The following is a 16,964-nucleotide window of genomic DNA, read 5'->3' as shown; positions in this document are numbered from 1 at the left end:
CATGCCGGACGACGACGACAGGACCCTGCGGTACCTCAAGCGCGTCACCGCCGAGTTGCAGGCCACGCGCGAGCGGTTGCGCCAGGCCGAGCAGCGCGCGTACGAACCGGTCGCGGTGGTGGGCATGGCCTGCCGCTACCCGGGCGGCGTGACCTCCCCGGACGAGCTGTGGGAGCTGGTGGCCGCCGGGCGTGACGCGGTCGCGGAGTTCCCCGCCGACCGCGGCTGGGACCTGGAGCGGCTCTTCCACGACGACCCCGACCACCCCGGCACGACGTACGCCAGGGGCGGCGGGTTCCTGGCGGGCGCGACCGAGTTCGACGCGGAGTTCTTCGGCATCGGCCGGACCGAGGCCGTGGCGATGGACCCGCAGCAGCGGCTGCTCCTGCAGACGGTCTGGGAGTCGCTGGAGGACGCGGGCATCGACCCGGGCGACCTGCGCGGTTCGCGTACGGGTGTGTTCGTCGGCACGACGGGCCAGGACTACGGGCAGCTGGCGCGGTCGGGGCCGCCGGAGCTGGAGGGCTACTGGGGCATCGGATCGGCGGGCAGCGTCCTCTCCGGCCGCGTCTCGTACGTGCTGGGGTTCGAGGGTCCGGCCCTCACCGTCGACACGGCGTGCTCGTCGTCACTGGTGAGCGTGCACCTGGCGGTGCAGGCGCTGCGGCGGGACGAGTGCGCCCTGGCCGTCGCGGGCGGAGTGACGGTGATGTCCACGCCGGGCGTCTTCACCGAGTTCAGCAGGCAGCGCGCGCTCTCCCCGGACGGCAGGTGCCGCTCGTACGCGGAGGCCGCCGACGGCACCGGCTGGGGCGAGGGGGTCGGGACCGTCCTGCTGGAGCGCCTGAGCGACGCCCGCCGCAACCACCACCGCGTCCTGGCGGTCCTCACGGGGACGGCCGTGAACCAGGACGGCGCCAGCAACGGCCTCACCGCCCCGAACGGCCGCTCCCAGCAGCGCGTCATCACCCAGGCGCTCGCCGCGGCGCGGCTGCGTCCCGACGACGTCGACGCGGTCGAGGGGCACGGCACGGGCACCGTGCTCGGCGACCCCATCGAGGTCGACGCCCTCGCGGCGGTCTACGGCCGCGGGCGGACCGCCGCGCACCCGCTGCGCCTGGGCTCGCTGAAGTCCAACGTCGGGCACAGCCAGGCCGCCGCCGGCGTCGGCGGGCTGATCAAGATGGTGCAGGCGCTCCGCCACGGGGTACTGCCCCGGACGCTGCACGTCGACCGGCCCACGTCCAAGGCCGACTGGTCCGCGGGCGGCATCGAGCTGCTGACCGAGGCGGTTCCCTGGCCGCGCGGGGAGCGGGTCCGGCGGGCCGGGGTGTCCTCGTTCGGCATCAGCGGCAGCAACGCGCACGTGGTCGTGGAGGAGGCGCCGCTCGACGCGTCCACCGACGCCGGCGAGGGGCCGGAGCCGACGGCGGCCGCGCCGGTGGTGCCGTGGGTGCTGTCGGCGAGGACTCCGGCCGCGCTGCGCGCCCAGGCCCGCCGCCTGCACGCCCACCTCACGGCCCGACCGGCCGCATCCCCCGCGGGGCCGGGCCGCGCCCCCGCGCGGTCGGACGCCGCCTCCCCCCGGGCCGCCACCCCGACGCGGATCGGCGCCGCCCTCGCCCACACCCGCGCCCGCTTCGACCACCGGGCCGTCCTCACCGGCACCACGCGCGCCGAACTCCTCACCGGGCTCGCGGCGTTCGGCGCGGGGGACCTCCCGGGCAACGCCGTCCTCGGAGTGGCGGCGCGGACCGGACGGAAGAGCGCGTTCCTGTTCTCCGGGCAGGGTTCCCAGCAGGCCGGCGCGGGCCGCGCCCTGGCCGCCGCCCACCCGGTGTTCGCCGACGCCCTGGACGCGGCCCGCGCCGCACTCGACCGGCACCTGGAACGGCCCCTGAGCCGGGTGATGGACGCCCCCGAGGGCAGCCCCGACGCGGAGCTGCTGCACCGCACGGGCTGGACGCAGCCGGCGCTGTTCGCCCTGGAGGTGGCCCTGTACCGCCTCGTCGAGTCCTGGGGCTTCGCCCCGGACTTCCTGATGGGCCACTCCGTCGGCGAGCTGTCCGCCGCGCACGTCGCCGGGGTGCTGTCGCTGGACGACGCGAGCGCCCTGGTCGCCGCGCGCGGCAGGCTCATGGAGGCGCTGCCTGAGGGCGGCGCCATGGTCGCCGTGGAGGCGACGGAGGACGAGGTCCTGGCGAGTCTGCGCGGCCACGACCGGCTGGCCGTCGCCGCCGTGAACGGGCCCCGCTCCGTCGTCGTGTCCGGCGCCGCCGACCCCCTCGCGGCCTGGCAGTCGGCGTGGCGGGGAGAGGGCCGCCGTACCCGCCGGCTGCGCGTCAGCCACGCCTTCCACTCGCCTCTGATGCGCCCCATGCTCGCCGAACTCGCCGCTGTGGCATGCGGGTTGACGTTCCACGCGCCGACCGTGCCGATCGTCTCCAACGTGACGGGGACGGTCGCCGACGCGGCCGACCTCGCCACGCCCGAGTACTGGGTCCGCCACGCCGAGCGCCCCGTCCGCTTCCACGACGGGGTGCGCCACCTGGAGGGCGCGGGGGTGACGGCGTTCCTGGAACTGGGGCCGAGCGGGGTGCTGGCGGCGATGACCCGCCCGTGCCTGCGGGAGCCGGACCACGCGGTGGTCGCCGCCGCCCTCGACGGGCGCGCGCCGGAGCCGACCGCGCTCATGACCGCGCTCGCCGAGCTGTACGCGCACGGCGCGTGCGGCGACCTCGCGGACCTGCTCCCCCGGGAGGCGGCCCGCGGGGTGCGGCTCCCGACGTACGCCTTCCAGCCGCGCCGCCACTGGGTCGACGTGCCGCAGACCGTACGGGGCGCGGAACCGGCCCCGCCCGCGGACCGGACCGCACCGGCGTCGGCGCCGGCCGCGCGGGAACGGGCGGACGGGGAGGAGCCGCGGGTGGCGGACGGGGAGCGGGACGTCCTCGGGCTGGTCCGTACCCAACTGGCGCTCGTGCTCGGCTACGAGGACGGCGGGCGGATCGACCCGGGGCTGACGCTGCCGGAGCTGGGCATCGACTCGGTCGGCGCCGTCCGCTTCCAGCGGCGCCTGGCCTCGGTCACCGGCCTCGCCCTTCCGGCCACCCTCCTGGTCGACCACCCCACCCCGGCGGCCCTCGCGGAGCACCTGCGCCCGCTGTTGACGCCGAGCACCCCGACCGACCGGAACGACCCGGCCGACCCGAGCGATCCGACTGATTCGACCGGCCCGGCCGACCCAGCTGACCCGGCCGACCCAGCTGACCCGAGCGATCCGAGCGACCCGGTGGGCCCGGCCGGCCCGGCCGATGCGACCGCCCGGACCGACCGCCCCGGCCCCCCTCCTCCGCCCCGCGCCCCGGCCCCGCCGAGCGCCCCGCGCGCCACCGGGAGCGAGGGCCCCGCCGCCCTGCTCAGGGACCTGCACCGGCGGGGGCGGCTCGCTGACGCCGTACCGCTGCTGCGGGCCGCCGCAGCCGACCTGCCCGTCTTCTCCGCCGCCGACCTGCCCGCGGGGCCGCCGGAGTCCGTGCTGGTCTCCGACGGGCCCGCCGCGCCCGCCGTGGTGTGCGTGCCGTCCTTCCTGGCCGGATCGGGCCCGCACCAGTTCGCGCGGTTCGCCGCCGGGTTCACCCGGCGGGTGCGGATGTCCGCGCTCACCCTGCCCGGCTTCGGCACGTCCCCGCTGCTGCCCGGCTCGTGGCGGGCGGCGGTCGACAGCCTGGCCGCCGCCGCGCTGCGCACCGCGGGCGCGGCCCCGCTGGTCCTCGCCGGGCACTCCGTCGGCGGCGCCCTCGCGCACGCCGCCGCCGCGTCACTGGAGCGCGCCGGGCACCGCGTCGACGGGGTCGTCCTGATCGACACGTACGAACCCGGACCCGCGCAGCAGCAGGCGGTGTTCGCCTGGGCGATGGGCCGCGTCCTCGCCCGGGACGGCGCGCCCGCCGACCTCGACGCGGGCGTCCCGGCCATGGGCGGCTACCTGCGGCTGTTCGACGACTGGGCGGCCGACCCGCTGACGGCGCCCGCGCTGCTCCTCACCGCCGAGCGGGGCCCCGACACGCCGGACGGCGCGGACTGGCGGCTGTGGCGGGCCGCGGACACCGTCACGCCCGTCACCGGCGACCACTTCTCCCTCCTCGAGGACCACGCGGCCCACACGGCACGCGCCGTCGAGGAATGGCTTCGAAAGGAACCGTCATGCAGCCGGTCGGCATAGTCGACTTCGGGAGCTACCTGCCCGAGAAGGTGGTGGGGCCCGAGTTCTTCCGGGACGAGAACGCCCCGGTGGACCCGCTCGCCGACACCCCGCTGTTCCGCGTGCCGCCGACCCGGCACCACGTCGCCCCCGGCGAACGGGCCGCCGACATGATCGCGAAGGCGGCCCGGCCGGTCTTCGAGCGCCTCGGCACGGGCCCCGCGGGCCGCGTCGACGTGCTGCTGACGAACGTGCTGCTGCCGGACGAGCCGTTCATGGGCGTCGGCGCGCAGGCTGCGCACGCCCTCGGCATCGACCCCGAGTGGATCGTGGACCTGCACAACGGCGGCTGCGCCTCCTTCCCGTACATGCTGGCGCTCGCACAGAAGATCATGGCCGACGGGGCGGCGCGCACCGCGCTCGTCGCCAACGTGCAGAACACCGCGGGCCGGATGTTCGCCCAGTCCGAGGTGCGCAAGCGGTCGCACGCGCCGATCCCCGGCGACGGCTGCGGCGTGGCCTACCTGGAGGCGGGGGCGGGTTCGCCGCTGCTCGGGGTGCGGACCCGCAGCATCCCCGCGCACTCCGTGGACCTCGGCATCAAGACCCCGGACGGGCGCAGTTACTGGGAGCCGGGCGAGGGCCAGATGGACATCGCCTTCGACCCGGCCAAGGCGGCGGAGATCCTCCAGCGCGGCAACACCCTCGTGCCCGAGCTGGTCGGGGAGCTGTGCTCCGACCTCGGGGAGCGGCCTTCGGACATCGACGTGCTCGTCACCAACCAGCCGAACCGGATCTTCCTGAAGAACTGGCGCCGGGCCCTGCGTCTGGACGACGCCCGGCACCTGGACACCTTCGACCGGTACGGGAACCTGTACGGGGCCGCCGTGCCCGTCACGCTCGACCGGGCGGCCCGCGCCGGCGGGCTGCGGGACGGCGACCTCGTGGTGATGTCGGGCTTCGCGCACGCCGGCGACTTCGCCGCCGCCGCGGCCGTGCGCTGGAACGGCGCCTCGTGAGCGGGCCGGCCGAGGGGTCCGGGTGGGCCGCGGCCCCGGAGTACGACGTGGTGGTCGTCGGCGCGCGCTGCGCCGGGGCGACACTCGGCACGCTGCTGGCCCGGCGCGGGCTGCGGGTCGCCGTGCTCGACCAGGCGGCGGAGATCCGCTCGACCCTCTCCTCGAACATCCTCCAGGCCGACTCCCTGGCCTTCCTGAACCGGCTCGGGGTGATGGAGCGGCTGCGCGCGGCCGGGGTCACCACCATGAGCCACGTCGACATGCGTCTGGAGGAGTTCCGCTGCCGGGTCCCGTTCCCGCAGCTGCCCGGTGACGTCGGCGGCGCGGCGTGCGTCCGCCGCGAGGTCCTCGACCCGGTCCTGGTGGACGCGGCCCGCGCGGCCGGCGCCGAGGTGCGGCTGGGCACCCGGGTCGTCGGGGTGGTCCGCGACGCGGGCCGCGTCACGGGGGTCCGGGCGGTGTCGGGCGGCGTCGAGACGCCGCTGCGGGCCCGCCTGGTGGTCGGCGCGGACGGGCGGAACTCCCGGGTCGCCGAGGCGTGCGGGGCCCGCATGTACCACGTGAGCCCCGGCGAACGCAGCTACTACTGGGCGTACTTCGAGGGCGCGGACACCGGCCCCCGGCCGACGTTCGTCTTCCACCGCTGGGGCGACCGGCACATGCTGGGCGGCCCCGCCGACAACGGCCTCTACATCGTGGGCGTCTCCCCGCAGCGGCACGAGCGGGAGAGCTTCCGCGCCGACCTCGACGGCTCCCTGCGCGCCCACGCGCTGCGGTGCGCGCCGATCGCCGAGGCCCTGTCGGGCGCCACCAGGGCGAGCCGGATCCACGGCATCCGGCGCTTCTTCGGGTACTTCCGCGAGGCGGGGGGCCCCGGCTGGGTCCTGCTCGGCGACGCCGGGCACTTCAAGGACCCGGCGGGCGGGCGGGGCATCGGTGACGCCTTCCACCAGGCGGAGCGGCTCGCCGACGCGGTCGGCGACGTCCTCGGGTCGGCCGTCCGGCTCGACCGCGCCGTCGCGGGGTTCGGCCGCTGGCGGGACCGCACGTACGCCGAGTACCACGGCCTGGCCGCCGACCTCGGCGTGGCCGGGCCCATCGCGGGCGTCGTCCCCCGGGTGGTGCGCGGGCTGCACGCGCGCGGACAGGTCGACGGCGTCCTGGACCTGCTGAGCCACCGGGCCTCCGTCCTGGACGTCCTGACCCCGGCGCGGGTGCTCGGCGCGACGGCCGGGGAGCTGCTGCGCGGGCCCGGGCGGCGCCGCGCCGCGCTCGGCGAACTGCGGCGGCTCGCGGCCACCGAGGTCCGGCGCAGGAACGCGATGCGCAAGCCCGTCTTCCACAGCGGCCCGACGCCGCGCCCCGTACAGCAGGACACGTCCGAACCGGAGCTGAGCCGATGACCGGCACGATCCCGCAGGCCCCTCATATGCCTTCCGTCCCTCCCGTCCTTTCCGACCCGCACAGCGCCGCGCCCGGCCGACTGCCGCCCCCAGGCGCCGAGTTGGGCTTCGAGCAGACGGTGCCGCGCGCCCTGGCCCACCGCAGGCAGGTCGGCGAGGTGTTCGTCACCGACTCCGCGCAGGGGTCCGACGACGACTTCCACCTCGCCTTCCAGATCCCCCGTGCCCACAGCCTCTGGTCGGACCGGCGGGCCGGCTTCCACGACCCGCTGGCGTCCGCGGAGGCCGCGCGGCAGTCCATCTTCGTCCTGCTGCACCGCCATGTGGGGGTGCCGGTCGGACTGCCCTTCAGCCTCCAGCGGATCACCCTGCGGGTGACGGACCCCTCGGCGTACGCCCACGACGGGACCTCGGCGCTCCAGGGGTACGTGCACTACCGGGTCGCCGAACGCCAGGGCAAGGGCTCCGACGTGGTGAGCATGGTCCTCGACGGCACCATGGAGATCGGCGGCCGCCGGGCGATGGCCCTGAGCGCGGTGCTGGCGTTCATGTCGCAGGAGGACTACGACGTCTTCCGGGCCTACCAGCGGGCGCGGAAGCCCGTGGCGGAGGCCCGGCCGACCCCGGCGCGGCGGCTCGGCGCCGCCCTGGTCGGGCGGGAGAACCCGCGGAACGTCGTCGTCGGCCTGCCGGAACGGGAGCCGTGGCCGGACGACGCGTCCGGCGCGGGCGGCACGTTCCGCTGCCTGCTGGCGGCCGACCCGCACCACCCCGCCTTCTTCGACCACGAGTACGACCACGTGCCGGGCCCCCTGATGGTCGAGGGCATGCGGCAGGCCGCCGTGGCCGCGGCCTGCCGGGCCGGGGCGCTGGCCGCCCCGCACGCCCTCGCCGTCGGCTGCGAGGCGGCCTTCCTCGACTTCGCCGAGTTCGAGGCCGACCTCGTCCACGAGGCGGAGGTCGGCGCCCCCGGCGCGGACGGCCGCGTCCCGGTCGCCGTGGTCCTGAGGCAGTTCGGCAAGCCGGTCGTCGAGGGCCGCGTCGACCTGCTCCCCGAACCGGCCCGCCCCGATCCGGGCCGGCCCGGCCCCCTTCCCCCATCGACCGCGCGAGCGCACGGAGTCTGACCCATGGCAGTGACACACACAGGTGACAAGGCGGGCGACCGGCGGCGCGTGGCGGTCGTGGGGGCGGGCGTCTCCGGGCTCACCGCGGCGCTCCGCCTCGACCTCCTCGGGTACGACGTCGAACTCGTCGAGGCGGCCGGCACGCTCGGCGGCCGGTTCGGGCTCGACAGGCTCGGCGACCGGCCGGTCATGACGGGCGGCAAGAACATCGGCCGCCGCTACCACACCTTCCGCTGGTTCACCGCGGAGCTCGGCGCGGACGCCTACGAGTCCTTCGGCTACAACGCCTCCCGCATCAAGGACGGCGAGGTCCTCACCCTCGACAGCGAGCGGCGGGGGCGGACCCTGCGCAACATCCGCCGGATGGGCTCCGCCCGCGACGTCGCGCGGATGGCGGCGATGGCGGCGCGGATCCGCGCCGACGACCGCAACCGCTTCCTCGGCTCGCGCTACTTCAGCGGCGTCTCGCGGCGCCACGACCACGCCCCGCTCGGCTCGTTCTTCGGACGCGAGATGACGGACATGCTGGTGCGGCCCATGGTCATCCGCAACAACGGCGCCGAGCCCGACGAGGTGTACCCGGGCACGTTCGGCACCAACCTGGCGATGCTGATGGACCACTACGACCAGCTGACCGGCGGCATCCAGCCGGTGCTGGAGGCGTTCGCGAAGCGGGTCCCGGTGCGGCTCGGCGCGACCGTCGAGGAGCTGGTGGTACGGGACGGCCACGTCACCGGGCTGCGGATCTCCGAGGGCGGGGCGCCGGCCCGGACGAGCGACTACGACGGCGTGGTGCTGGCCACCCCGGCGTACGCGACGGCCGGGATCGTCCGCTCCGCGCGGCCCGCCCTGGCCCGGCGGCTGTCGGACGTGAACTACTTCCCGTCCACCGTGGTCCTCGTCGAGTACGACCGGCCCGTCTTCGGCCACGACGTGCGCGCGCTCGCCATGGACGACGGGCCGTGCAGCAACGCCGGTTCGTACGGCATGGAGGAGCGGCACATCGTCCGGTACACCTACAGCGGCCGCGAGGGCCGCCTGACCGACCTCGGCCCGGAGAACATCGACCGGCTGACCGGTGAGGCCGAGGAACGCCTCGTGGCGCACCTGGGGGCGCCGCGCGCCGAGCGCGTCAACCTCCTGGTCAAACACTGGGAGGCGGCCTACAGCGGCTACCTCCCGTACCACGCCGACTTCCTCGCCGAGGTGCGGGAGGGCGTCGCGGACGTGGCGGGCCTGGAGCTGGCGGGCGACTACATCCAGGGCGTCTCCATCGAGGCGTGCGCCCGGACGGGCCGCGCCGCGGCCGGCCGGCTCGCCGCGCACCTGGTCTCCCCCTCGGCGTCCGCGCGGGCGGCGGCGTGAACGGCGGGATGAGCGGGCGGACGAGCGGCGGTACGGGCTCGGGCGGCCCCGGTTCCCGCGGCGCGGGCGGCCCGGTCGACTGGGCGGTGGTCACCGGCGCCTCCTCCGGCATCGGCGAGCACCTCGCCCGGCGTCTGGCCGCACGCGGGTACGGGCTGTGGCTCGTCGCCCGCTCCACCGACGCCCTCGAACGGCTCGCCGGGGAGCTGCGCCAGCGGCACGGCGTACCCGTACGCGTGCGGACCTGCGACCTCGCGGACCCGGCCGCGCGGCGGGCGCTCGAAGAGGAGCTGGCCGGGCAGCCGGTGTCCGTGCTCTGCGCCAACGCGGGCTTCCCCACCTGCGGCCCGCTGCGCGCCAACGACCCCGCCGAGGAGAGCGCCCAGGTGCAGGTGAACGTCGTCTCCCTGCACGCGCTGACCCGGGCGCTGCTGCCGGGCATGCTCGCGCGGCGGCGCGGCGGGATCCTGGTCACCGGCTCGACCGCCGGCTGCCAGCCCGTGCCGACGGCGGCCACCTACTCGGCCGGCAAGGCGTTCGCCAACACCTTCGCCGAGGCGCTCCACGTCGAACTGCGCGGCACCGGTGTCGGCTGCACGCTGCTCGCCCCGGGCCCCGTACGCACCGGCTTCTACGCCGTGGGCGGCATGGCCCGGCTCCAGGAGCGGAGGTTCCTGGCGTGGCTGACGCCCGAGCGGGTCGCCGAGGCGGGCCTGCGCGGCCTGGAGCGGGGGCGCCGCGTGGTGGTCCCGGGGCCGGTCGCCAAGGCCCAGTACCTGGCGGGCCGGCACACCCCGCGGGCCCTGCTGTTCCCGGTGCTGCGCGCGGCGGTGCTGCCCGTCTTCCGCAACGCCCGCGACGGCTCGCGCACCCGCCCGCCGTCGGACGCCCGCACCTGGGATCGGCGCGGGGGCACCGGCACACCGCGGCACCACACGACCGAACGACCGTGACCACCGGACGACGACACGCACAGGCACGCGCACAGGCACACGCACACGCACACGCACACGCACACGAGCACAGGTAAGAGCACGAGCACGAACAGACGGGGGTCACGTACATGGAGTTCTTCCGCGCCCTGACCGACGGGGCCAGACACGGTGTGCTGCACGAGTGGACGGGGGACGGGTTCGCCCACACCCCTTGGCGGGACGTCGTCAGGGACGCCCACGGCATGGCCGGCCGGCTCCGCGCCCTGGGCGTCGGCCCCGGCACGCGGGTGGGCGCCATCCTCACCAACACGCCCGACACGGTCCGCGGCCTGCTGGCGGTCTGGCTGGCCGGCGGCGCGGTGGCCTCCCTGCCGCTGCCGACCCGCGGCCAGGGCCAGGAGGCGTACGGCGAGCAGCTGGTGGCGCTCTCCGCGCGGCTGGACCCGACGCTGCTGCTGGTCGACGACTGGCTGACCGCCATGGTCCCCCCGCGGCTCGGCAGGGAGGTTCCGGTCCGCGGCTGGTCGGCGCTGCGCGGCGGGGGGCGCGTCGAGCCGAGCCCGCCGGGCCGGGACGACGTGGCCTTCGTCCAGTACTCGTCCGGGTCCACCAGCACCCCCAAGGGTTGCGCGCTGACCACACGGGCCATCGAGCGGCAACTGGAGATCATCCTGCATCTGACGGGGGGCCGCCCGGGCGCCGACACCGTCGCCTCCTGGCTGCCCCTCTCCCACGACATGGGCATGTTCGGCTGCCTGCTGTACTCGTGGGCGTACGACTTCGACTTCGTGCTGTCGTCGCCCGACCGGTTCGGGATGGCGCCGCGCACGTGGTTCCGCGACATGTCGGAGTACGGGGCGACGATGACGGCCGGCACGAGCACCGCCGTGTACCTCGCGGCGCGGGCCCAGGGCCGCGGGGCGCTGCCCAAGGAGCTGAAGCTGCGGGCGGCGGTGATCGGGGCGGAGCGCGTCGACTGGGACACGCTGGTGGCGGCGACGGAGAAGTTCCGGCCGTTCGGCCTGTCCGACACCGCGTTCCAGCCCGCGTACGGCATGGCCGAGGCGACGCTCGCGGTGACCGGCAAGCCGTGGGCCCGGGCGCCGAAGGCGCTCGCCTTCGACGGTCCCGCGCTGGTCGAGGGCTCGGTGGTCGAGGTGGCGCCCGACCACCCGAAGGCGGCCCGGCTGGTCTCCAACGGCGTGGCGCTGCCCGGGGTGTCGGTCCGGGCGGGGGACGGCGGCGGCGTCGCGGAGATCCGGGTGTCCTCGCCGAGCCTGGCCCTCGGCTACCACGCCGACCCCGAGCGCACCGCCGCACGGTTCCGGGACGGCTGGCTGCACACGGGCGACCTCGGCTTCGTACGCGACGACGAGCTGTACGTCCTCGGCCGGGCCGACGACATGCTCTCGGTGGGCGGCCGGAAGGTCTACGCCTCCGAGATCGAGTCGGCGGTCGACTCCCTGCGGAACGTCCGCAAGGGTTGCGCCGCCCTCGTCGAGACGGGCGGCTCGGGCACGTCCCGGCTCGTGCTGATGGTCGAACCCCAGGGCAACCCCAAGGACTTCCGGCCGATCGCCGAGGAGGCGGCATCCCTGGCCATGGAGAAGGCCGGGGTCGCACTGGCCGAGTGCCTGTTCCTGGCGCGCGGGGTGCTGCCGAAGACGCCCAGCGGGAAGATCCAGCGCTTCCGCTGCCGCGCGCTCCTGACCGACGGGCGCCTCGCCCCCGTGGCACGCGTGACGTTCGCCTGACCCCGGCGCCGGGGCCCACCGGGGGCCGTGGGGCCGTGGGGCCGGGGCCCCCTCACCCGGCAGCGGCGGCTGGGCCACAATCGGAGGGGGACACGGCCCGTACGGACTCGGGTGGGGCGCGGACAGGGGGCTGGCGAAGCACATGACGCGGGAGCGACTGCTGGACGCGCTGTCGGCGCTGCGGCGGGCCCAGGTAGGCGAGCGGCGGGCACCGCACAAGCCGCTGCTGGTGCTGTGGCTGCTGGGGAGGTTCGCCGAGTCGGGCACCACCGCCGTCTCGTACGACGAGGCGGAGGAACCGGTCAGCCGGCTGATCAACGACTTCGGCCCCGCCGTGACCAGCCGCTCCCGCGCGCGGGAGCGGGCGGCGATGCCGTTCGTGCACCTCGAACGGGAACTGTGGGACCTGCGGGACCGGGACGGCGGCCTGATCGGCCCGGACGCCCCGGAGCGGGGCACCGCCCTGCGGAACCGAGGGGCGCACGGCCGCCTCCGCCCGCACGTGGAGGCGCTGCTGGCCGAACCGGGCACGCTCGCCGCGGCCGTACGCCTCCTGCTGGAGCAGCACTTCACCCCCGCCCTGGAGGCGCCCCTCTGCGACGCCGTCGGCCTCGACCTCGCAGCCGACCCGGACGGCGCCCCGCACACCGTCGCCGGGCGCAAGCGGCGCACCCGCCGGGCCGGCTTCGCCGAGGAGGTGCTCCACGCGTACGCGTACGCCTGCGCCTTCTGCGGGTTCGACGGCGCCCTCGGCCGCAACCCCGTCGGACTCGAGGCGGCGCACGTGCGCTGGCACAGCCAGGACGGGCCGGACGAGGTGGACAACGGCCTGTCCCTGTGCTCCCTGCACCACACCCTCTTCGACCTCGGCGCCCTCGGCCTCCTCCCCGACCTGCGCATCCAGGTCTCCGAGCTGTACGTGGCCCGGGGACCGGCCGGCCGCGCCGTCGACGAACTGCACGGCCGCCCGGTCGCGACCCCCCGCCCCGGACGCCCCAGCGTGGACCCGCGGTTCGTCCTCTGGCACGGCAGCCAGGTCTTCAAACGCCCCGGCACCCAGGCGGCGTGACCTCCGGCCGACCCACCCGCCAAGGCGGCGCCCCGACGCTCCCTACACGCCCGGCGGTACGGTCACGACGGTCGCCACCAGAGCCCCGTCCACCACCCACCGCCCGGCGAAGCCCTCCGCCGGGACGGCCGGGTGGCGCCGGAGGATCCGCGCCGTGAACGTCCCGTCGCCCGCGAACGCCAACTCGGCCTCCTCGTGCCCGAGCCAACGGCGGGTCAGCGGGAACCACGCCTTGTACACGGACTCCTTCGCGCTGAACAGCAGCCGGTCCCAGTGCACGTCCGCGCGTACCCGCCCCAACTCGGCCAGGTGCGCCCGCTCGCCGGCCGACGCGACCAGCCCCAACACGCCCTCGGGGAGCGGCAGGTGCTCCTCGGCGTCGATCCCGATGGCGCGCAGGTCCGCGTCGCGCGCCACGGCCGCCCCCCGGTACCCCTGGCAGTGCGTCATGCTGCCGACGACCCGCTCCGGCCACACGGGCGCCCCGCGCTCACCGCGCGGTATCGGCACGGGCCCGATGCCCAGCCCGCCGAGGGCCCGCCGCGCACACCAGCGGACGGTGGTGTACTCGCGCCGCCGCTTGTCGACCGCACGCCCCACCTGCTCCGCCTCCGCACCAAGCAGCGCCAGCCCCGGCGGGTCGTGGAACGCCTCGGCGACACACACCTCGGACGGCAACAACTGCTCGATCACGCTCGTTCGCTCCCCCTCGACACGACGGCGCCCCGACGGCGACGGCTCAGTACCGCGCACGGACGCACGTCCCGATCATTATCCGCTCGGATCCCGCACCGGACACAGCCGCGTCCGCGACCCCCCACCCCTCGGCCGGCGCCCCCGACTCCCCGCCGCTCAGCCGGACAAGCGGCGCAGCAGAGCCTCCGTGGGCCCGTCCACCGGGAAGAACGCCTCCTCCACCCCCACTTCGGACAGTGTCACGTCCTCGGGAGCGCCGAAGGTGGCGATCATGCTGAAGAAGGCCAGGTCGCCGTAGTGCGTGCGGATGCGCAGCTCGACGTGTGCCGTGTCACGGTGAGGGCGCCGAGCCACCAGGAGGAGACCAGTGATGACGCGTACCCGGCCCCCGCCGGCACCGCCCCGCCCCGCGCGGGACCTCCGCGTCGCCGGCCGACGCGGCGCGGTTCCTGCGCCTGGTGCTGCGCGTCGACGGTGTGAGCACCGCCGTGATGGGGTTCGCGCTGATCGCGGCGTGCGTCCCCCTCGGCTCCGTGACCGGGATGCCGGTGGCGTTCTCGGTCGCGTTCGGTGTGTACCAGCTCGGCGGCGCGGCGGCGTTCGGCCTGGTCGCGGCCCTCCCGTCCTTCCCGCCCGGGCTGGTACGGGCGGTCGTCGCGGTCAACGCCGCCTCGGCCGTCGCCTGTGACGGTGGCCTACGGCGGCCTGGTGCCGCTGACCGGCTTCGGCACCGCCTTCATGCTGACCGGGGCGGGCGTGGTCACCGCTTACGCGGCACTCGAGAACACCGGCCTGCGGCGCCTGACCGCCGCGCCTTGAGCGACCCGCCCGTCGACGGGCCGGCTCGGTCGGCCCCGGTGACCGCGTCGGGCCGGGGCGCGGCCCGTTCACCGGCCGCCGGGTGTCCCCGCAGGGCCAGGAGGGCCGGCGGCGCGGCGACGGCGGTGGCCACCGCCATCGCCCCGGCGGTGACGACGGGGTCGCCGGTGAACAGACCGCTCGCCGCACCCGTGGACACGGCGACCAGCAGCGCCCGGGCGCTCATGTTCAGCGAGGACGCCGCGCCGCGCAGCTCGGGGAGGACCTGGAGGGACCGCGCGAAGACGACGGGGTGGACGGTGGCGAACCCGACGCAGAAGAGGGCGAGCGGTGCGGTGGTGGACAGCGGCCCGTCGCCGAGGGCGAGGAACAGGGCGGCGCCGGCCACCGTGGCGGCGGTGCCGCACACCACGGTGCGGCCGGGGCCTCCGAGCAGGGCCGTGATCCTCGCGGCGAGGAGGCTGGTCACCGCGAAGCACGCGACGACGACCAGCAGGTGGCCGGCGAACGCCGTCGCGGACAGGCCGAAGGTGTCCGTGTACAGGAACGAGCCGGTGGCGATGAAGACCATGTACCCGGCGAACAGCAGGCTGGGGGCGAGCGACGCGGCGACGAACCGCCCGCTCCGCAGCAGCCGGCGGTAGTCGCCCGCCACCTGCCGGGCGCTCACCTCGACCCGCTCGGCCCTGGTCTCGGGCAGGTACACCACCATGAGCAGCAGGGACACCAGGGTGACGGCGAAGACCACCGCGTAGTTGCCGCGCCAGCCGAGGGTGCGGTCGACCATGCCGCCGAGGGCCGGGGCGGCCGTCATGAAGGCGGACATGGCGGCGTTGGTCAGCCCGTACATCCTCAGCAGCCGGGCGCCCTCGTAGACGTCCGCGATGATCACGAAGACGAGGACGACGGAGGTGCTGGCGCCGACGCCCTGCACGAACCGTGAGCCGAGCAGGAACCCGATGCCGGGCGCCACCGCGCACCCCAGCGCGCCCACCAGCATGACGGTGTTCCCGGCGAGCATCACGCCGCGCCGGCCGAACCGGTCGGACAGCGGACCGTGGGCGAGGGCGCCCAGGCAGTAGCCGAGGAAGTTGACGGTGACGGTGAGTTGGACCGCCGACTCGGACGCGCCCAGCTCCCGGGTGATGCCGGGAAAGCTGGGCACGGACATGTCCAGCTCGATGATGGTGCCGATCAGCGCCACGACGAGCAGCGCGGGCAGGAATCTCTCTCTGTTCATGGCCTCGTGAGGGAAGGGGCCGGGCCGCGGGCGCGCGAGGGCACGACGGGCCGCGGGCACGCCGCTGCGCCGGCCGGATGAGGGAGGAGGACACGGGGGACCGCGCCGTGCCGGGGAGCGGCTGCGCTCGCGGTACGGCTCAGCGGTGCGTGGTGAGTCTTCGCACCAGCGGCCACCAGGCGGCCTGGGCGCTGCGCGGCCTACGGCCCGCCCGCCCGCCACCCGCGGCTCGTGACACCGACGGCAACGTGACCCTTTCCTGCGACGTCCCTCGGACGAGGTGATCGTGCCCCACGATAATCACGGCGCCTCAGCCCGCCACAACCCACTTTTCTCGTCACCCGCCCACCCGCGACCGCCCGGGGGCGGGGCGGCCGCGCCTCACTCCCCGACAGCCAGCCCCCGCCCCGCGTAGTAGGCGCGCAGGGCCGCCTCACTGCCCGACCCCATGGCCGTCATGACCCGCTGGAAGCGGGCGGAGCGCAGGTCGCCGGCGACGATCACGCGGGGGTGCTGGTCGGAGGGGCGGCAGTAGCCGGCGCCGTCCCGGACGAGGTCGCCGTCCGGGGCGGTGGGGGCTCCGCCGATGCTGAGGAAGACGGCGTCCGCCTCGACCGGCCGCCGCCCACCGGACCGGCCCGAGATCTCGGCCGCCACCCGCCCCTCCACGGAACGCAGCGTCAGCCGCCCGACGGGCAGGAGGGTGACGCGGGGGTCGTCGTGGACCTCCTCGACCTTGTGGTCGTCGCTCCGCGGAAAGGCGACCAGCAGACGGGTGTCGGCGGCCGGATGGGCCCGCAGGAACGTGCCGATCGGCCGGTCCCCGCCCAGGACGAGGAGCGTACGGCCGACGGCGTCCGACGCGTCCGCCTCCCACAGCGGGGGCAGGGTGAGCCCGGCGGGAGCGGTGACCCAGTCGACGTCCCGCGGCTGGAGCGGGGCGACACCCGTGGCGACGACGGCGTACGGGGCGCCGACGCGCGCACCGGTGTCCAGGGTGACGGTGACCCGATCGTCACCGGCCCGCAGCTCGACCGCGCGACGGCCGAGGAGAAGGCGGCACAGCTCGGTGCGCGCGAGCTCCGCGGCGACCGCGTCCGCCAACTCCGGCCCGCTGCCGTGCCCACCTAGGGCGTTGTCCAGTACGGGAATGCGGCGGAGGCCGCGGCACAGGCCACCGGCCTCGACGAGAACCGACCGCATGCCGACACTGGCGGCCATGCGCGCGGCGGCACAACCGGCGGGCCCCCCGCCGACGACGACGAGGTCGGTCTCGTGGGGAGCGGGCGGACCGACACGCGACGTCATGGCAACCATCCCCCCATTCCAGCAC

General features: G+C 76.0%; 12 protein-coding genes. 8 read left to right on the top strand and 4 right to left on the bottom strand.

All coding sequences use genetic code 11. The annotated features are described in order from the left end of the window. Window position 1 precedes the first annotated feature (1 nt). The 8 genes from LPA54_RS02150 to LPA54_RS02110 all read left to right on the top strand — a co-directional run bounded on the left by LPA54_RS02150 (window position 2) and on the right by LPA54_RS02110 (window position 12,876). Window positions 2–4,225, top strand: a complete 4,224-nt coding sequence (locus tag LPA54_RS02150) for an alpha/beta fold hydrolase (RefSeq protein ID WP_267486659.1) — start codon at window positions 2–4, stop codon at window positions 4,223–4,225. Next, a complete protein-coding gene (locus tag LPA54_RS02140) occupies window positions 4,207–5,223 on the top strand; it encodes a 3-oxoacyl-ACP synthase III family protein (RefSeq protein WP_228973333.1) in 1,017 nt (338 codons plus the stop codon). The genes LPA54_RS02150 and LPA54_RS02140 overlap by 19 nt, the downstream gene beginning before the upstream one ends. Continuing rightward, the gene (locus LPA54_RS02135; protein WP_228973332.1) at window positions 5,220–6,626 is read left to right on the top strand and encodes an NAD(P)/FAD-dependent oxidoreductase; all 1,407 of its coding nucleotides are present in this window, start codon (window positions 5,220–5,222) and stop codon (window positions 6,624–6,626) included. The genes LPA54_RS02140 and LPA54_RS02135 overlap by 4 nt, the downstream gene beginning before the upstream one ends. Next, window positions 6,623–7,753, top strand: coding sequence for an AfsA-related hotdog domain-containing protein (locus LPA54_RS02130; protein ID WP_228973331.1), 1,131 nt, complete (start codon window positions 6,623–6,625; stop codon window positions 7,751–7,753). Before LPA54_RS02135 ends, LPA54_RS02130 begins: the two co-directional genes overlap by 4 nt. 3 nt (window positions 7,754–7,756) lie before the next feature. Next, window positions 7,757–9,118, top strand: a complete 1,362-nt coding sequence (locus tag LPA54_RS02125) for an NAD(P)/FAD-dependent oxidoreductase (RefSeq protein ID WP_228973330.1) — start codon at window positions 7,757–7,759, stop codon at window positions 9,116–9,118. A gap of 8 nt (window positions 9,119–9,126) precedes the next feature. Next, window positions 9,127–10,071 carry an SDR family oxidoreductase gene (locus tag LPA54_RS02120; RefSeq protein ID WP_228973329.1) on the top strand — a complete coding sequence of 315 codons (945 nt, stop codon included), beginning with the start codon at window positions 9,127–9,129 and terminating at the stop codon, window positions 10,069–10,071. Between the two features lie 110 nt (window positions 10,072–10,181). Continuing rightward, window positions 10,182–11,807, top strand: a complete 1,626-nt coding sequence (locus LPA54_RS02115; RefSeq protein ID WP_228973328.1) for an AMP-binding protein — start codon at window positions 10,182–10,184, stop codon at window positions 11,805–11,807. Between the two features lie 142 nt (window positions 11,808–11,949). Next, entirely contained in the window at window positions 11,950–12,876 is a 927-nt protein-coding gene (locus LPA54_RS02110; protein WP_228973327.1) for a phosphorothioated DNA-binding restriction endonuclease, read from the top strand. A gap of 42 nt (window positions 12,877–12,918) precedes the next feature. On the opposite strand, the gene LPA54_RS02105 is transcribed toward LPA54_RS02110, so the two are convergent. From LPA54_RS02105 to LPA54_RS02090, 4 genes are all read right to left on the bottom strand, one after another. Then, a complete protein-coding gene (locus LPA54_RS02105) occupies window positions 12,919–13,569 on the bottom strand; it encodes a 4'-phosphopantetheinyl transferase superfamily protein (RefSeq protein WP_228973326.1) in 651 nt (216 codons plus the stop codon). 159 nt (window positions 13,570–13,728) lie between these two features. Continuing rightward, window positions 13,729–13,926 carry a hypothetical protein gene (locus LPA54_RS02100; protein ID WP_228973325.1) on the bottom strand — a complete coding sequence of 66 codons (198 nt, stop codon included), beginning with the start codon at window positions 13,924–13,926 and terminating at the stop codon, window positions 13,729–13,731. Between the two features lie 406 nt (window positions 13,927–14,332). Beyond that, window positions 14,333–15,631, bottom strand: a complete 1,299-nt coding sequence (locus tag LPA54_RS02095) for an MFS transporter (RefSeq protein WP_228973324.1) — start codon at window positions 15,629–15,631, stop codon at window positions 14,333–14,335. A 381-nt stretch (window positions 15,632–16,012) separates the two neighbouring features. Beyond that, window positions 16,013–16,939 carry an FAD-dependent oxidoreductase gene (locus tag LPA54_RS02090; protein WP_228973323.1) on the bottom strand — a complete coding sequence of 309 codons (927 nt, stop codon included), beginning with the start codon at window positions 16,937–16,939 and terminating at the stop codon, window positions 16,013–16,015. Between the last annotated feature and the right edge of the window lie 25 nt (window positions 16,940–16,964).

The sequence above is a fragment of the Streptomyces sp. DH12 genome, from assembly GCF_020873895.1.
Taxonomy (GTDB): domain Bacteria; phylum Actinomycetota; class Actinomycetes; order Streptomycetales; family Streptomycetaceae; genus Streptomyces.
Note: the sequence above shows the minus strand (reverse complement) of the source record. Positions and strands in the feature narration are given on the sequence as shown.

Bases quoted from the DNA above. Each gene is read 5' to 3' on its own strand.
- LPA54_RS02150 (WP_267486659.1), top strand. From the start codon at position 2: ATGCCGGACGACGACGACAGGACCCTGCGGTACCTCAAGCGCGTCACC.
- LPA54_RS02120 (WP_228973329.1), top strand. From the start codon at position 9,127: ATGAGCGGGCGGACGAGCGGCGGTACGGGCTCGGGCGGCCCCGGTTCC.
- LPA54_RS02130 (WP_228973331.1), top strand. From the start codon at position 6,623: ATGACCGGCACGATCCCGCAGGCCCCTCATATGCCTTCCGTCCCTCCC.
- LPA54_RS02125 (WP_228973330.1), top strand. From the start codon at position 7,757: ATGGCAGTGACACACACAGGTGACAAGGCGGGCGACCGGCGGCGCGTG.
- LPA54_RS02140 (WP_228973333.1), top strand. From the start codon at position 4,207: ATGCAGCCGGTCGGCATAGTCGACTTCGGGAGCTACCTGCCCGAGAAG.
- LPA54_RS02090 (WP_228973323.1), bottom strand. From the start codon at position 16,939: ATGACGTCGCGTGTCGGTCCGCCCGCTCCCCACGAGACCGACCTCGTC.
- LPA54_RS02115 (WP_228973328.1), top strand. From the start codon at position 10,182: ATGGAGTTCTTCCGCGCCCTGACCGACGGGGCCAGACACGGTGTGCTG.
- LPA54_RS02095 (WP_228973324.1), bottom strand. From the start codon at position 15,631: ATGAACAGAGAGAGATTCCTGCCCGCGCTGCTCGTCGTGGCGCTGATC.
- LPA54_RS02110 (WP_228973327.1), top strand. From the start codon at position 11,950: ATGACGCGGGAGCGACTGCTGGACGCGCTGTCGGCGCTGCGGCGGGCC.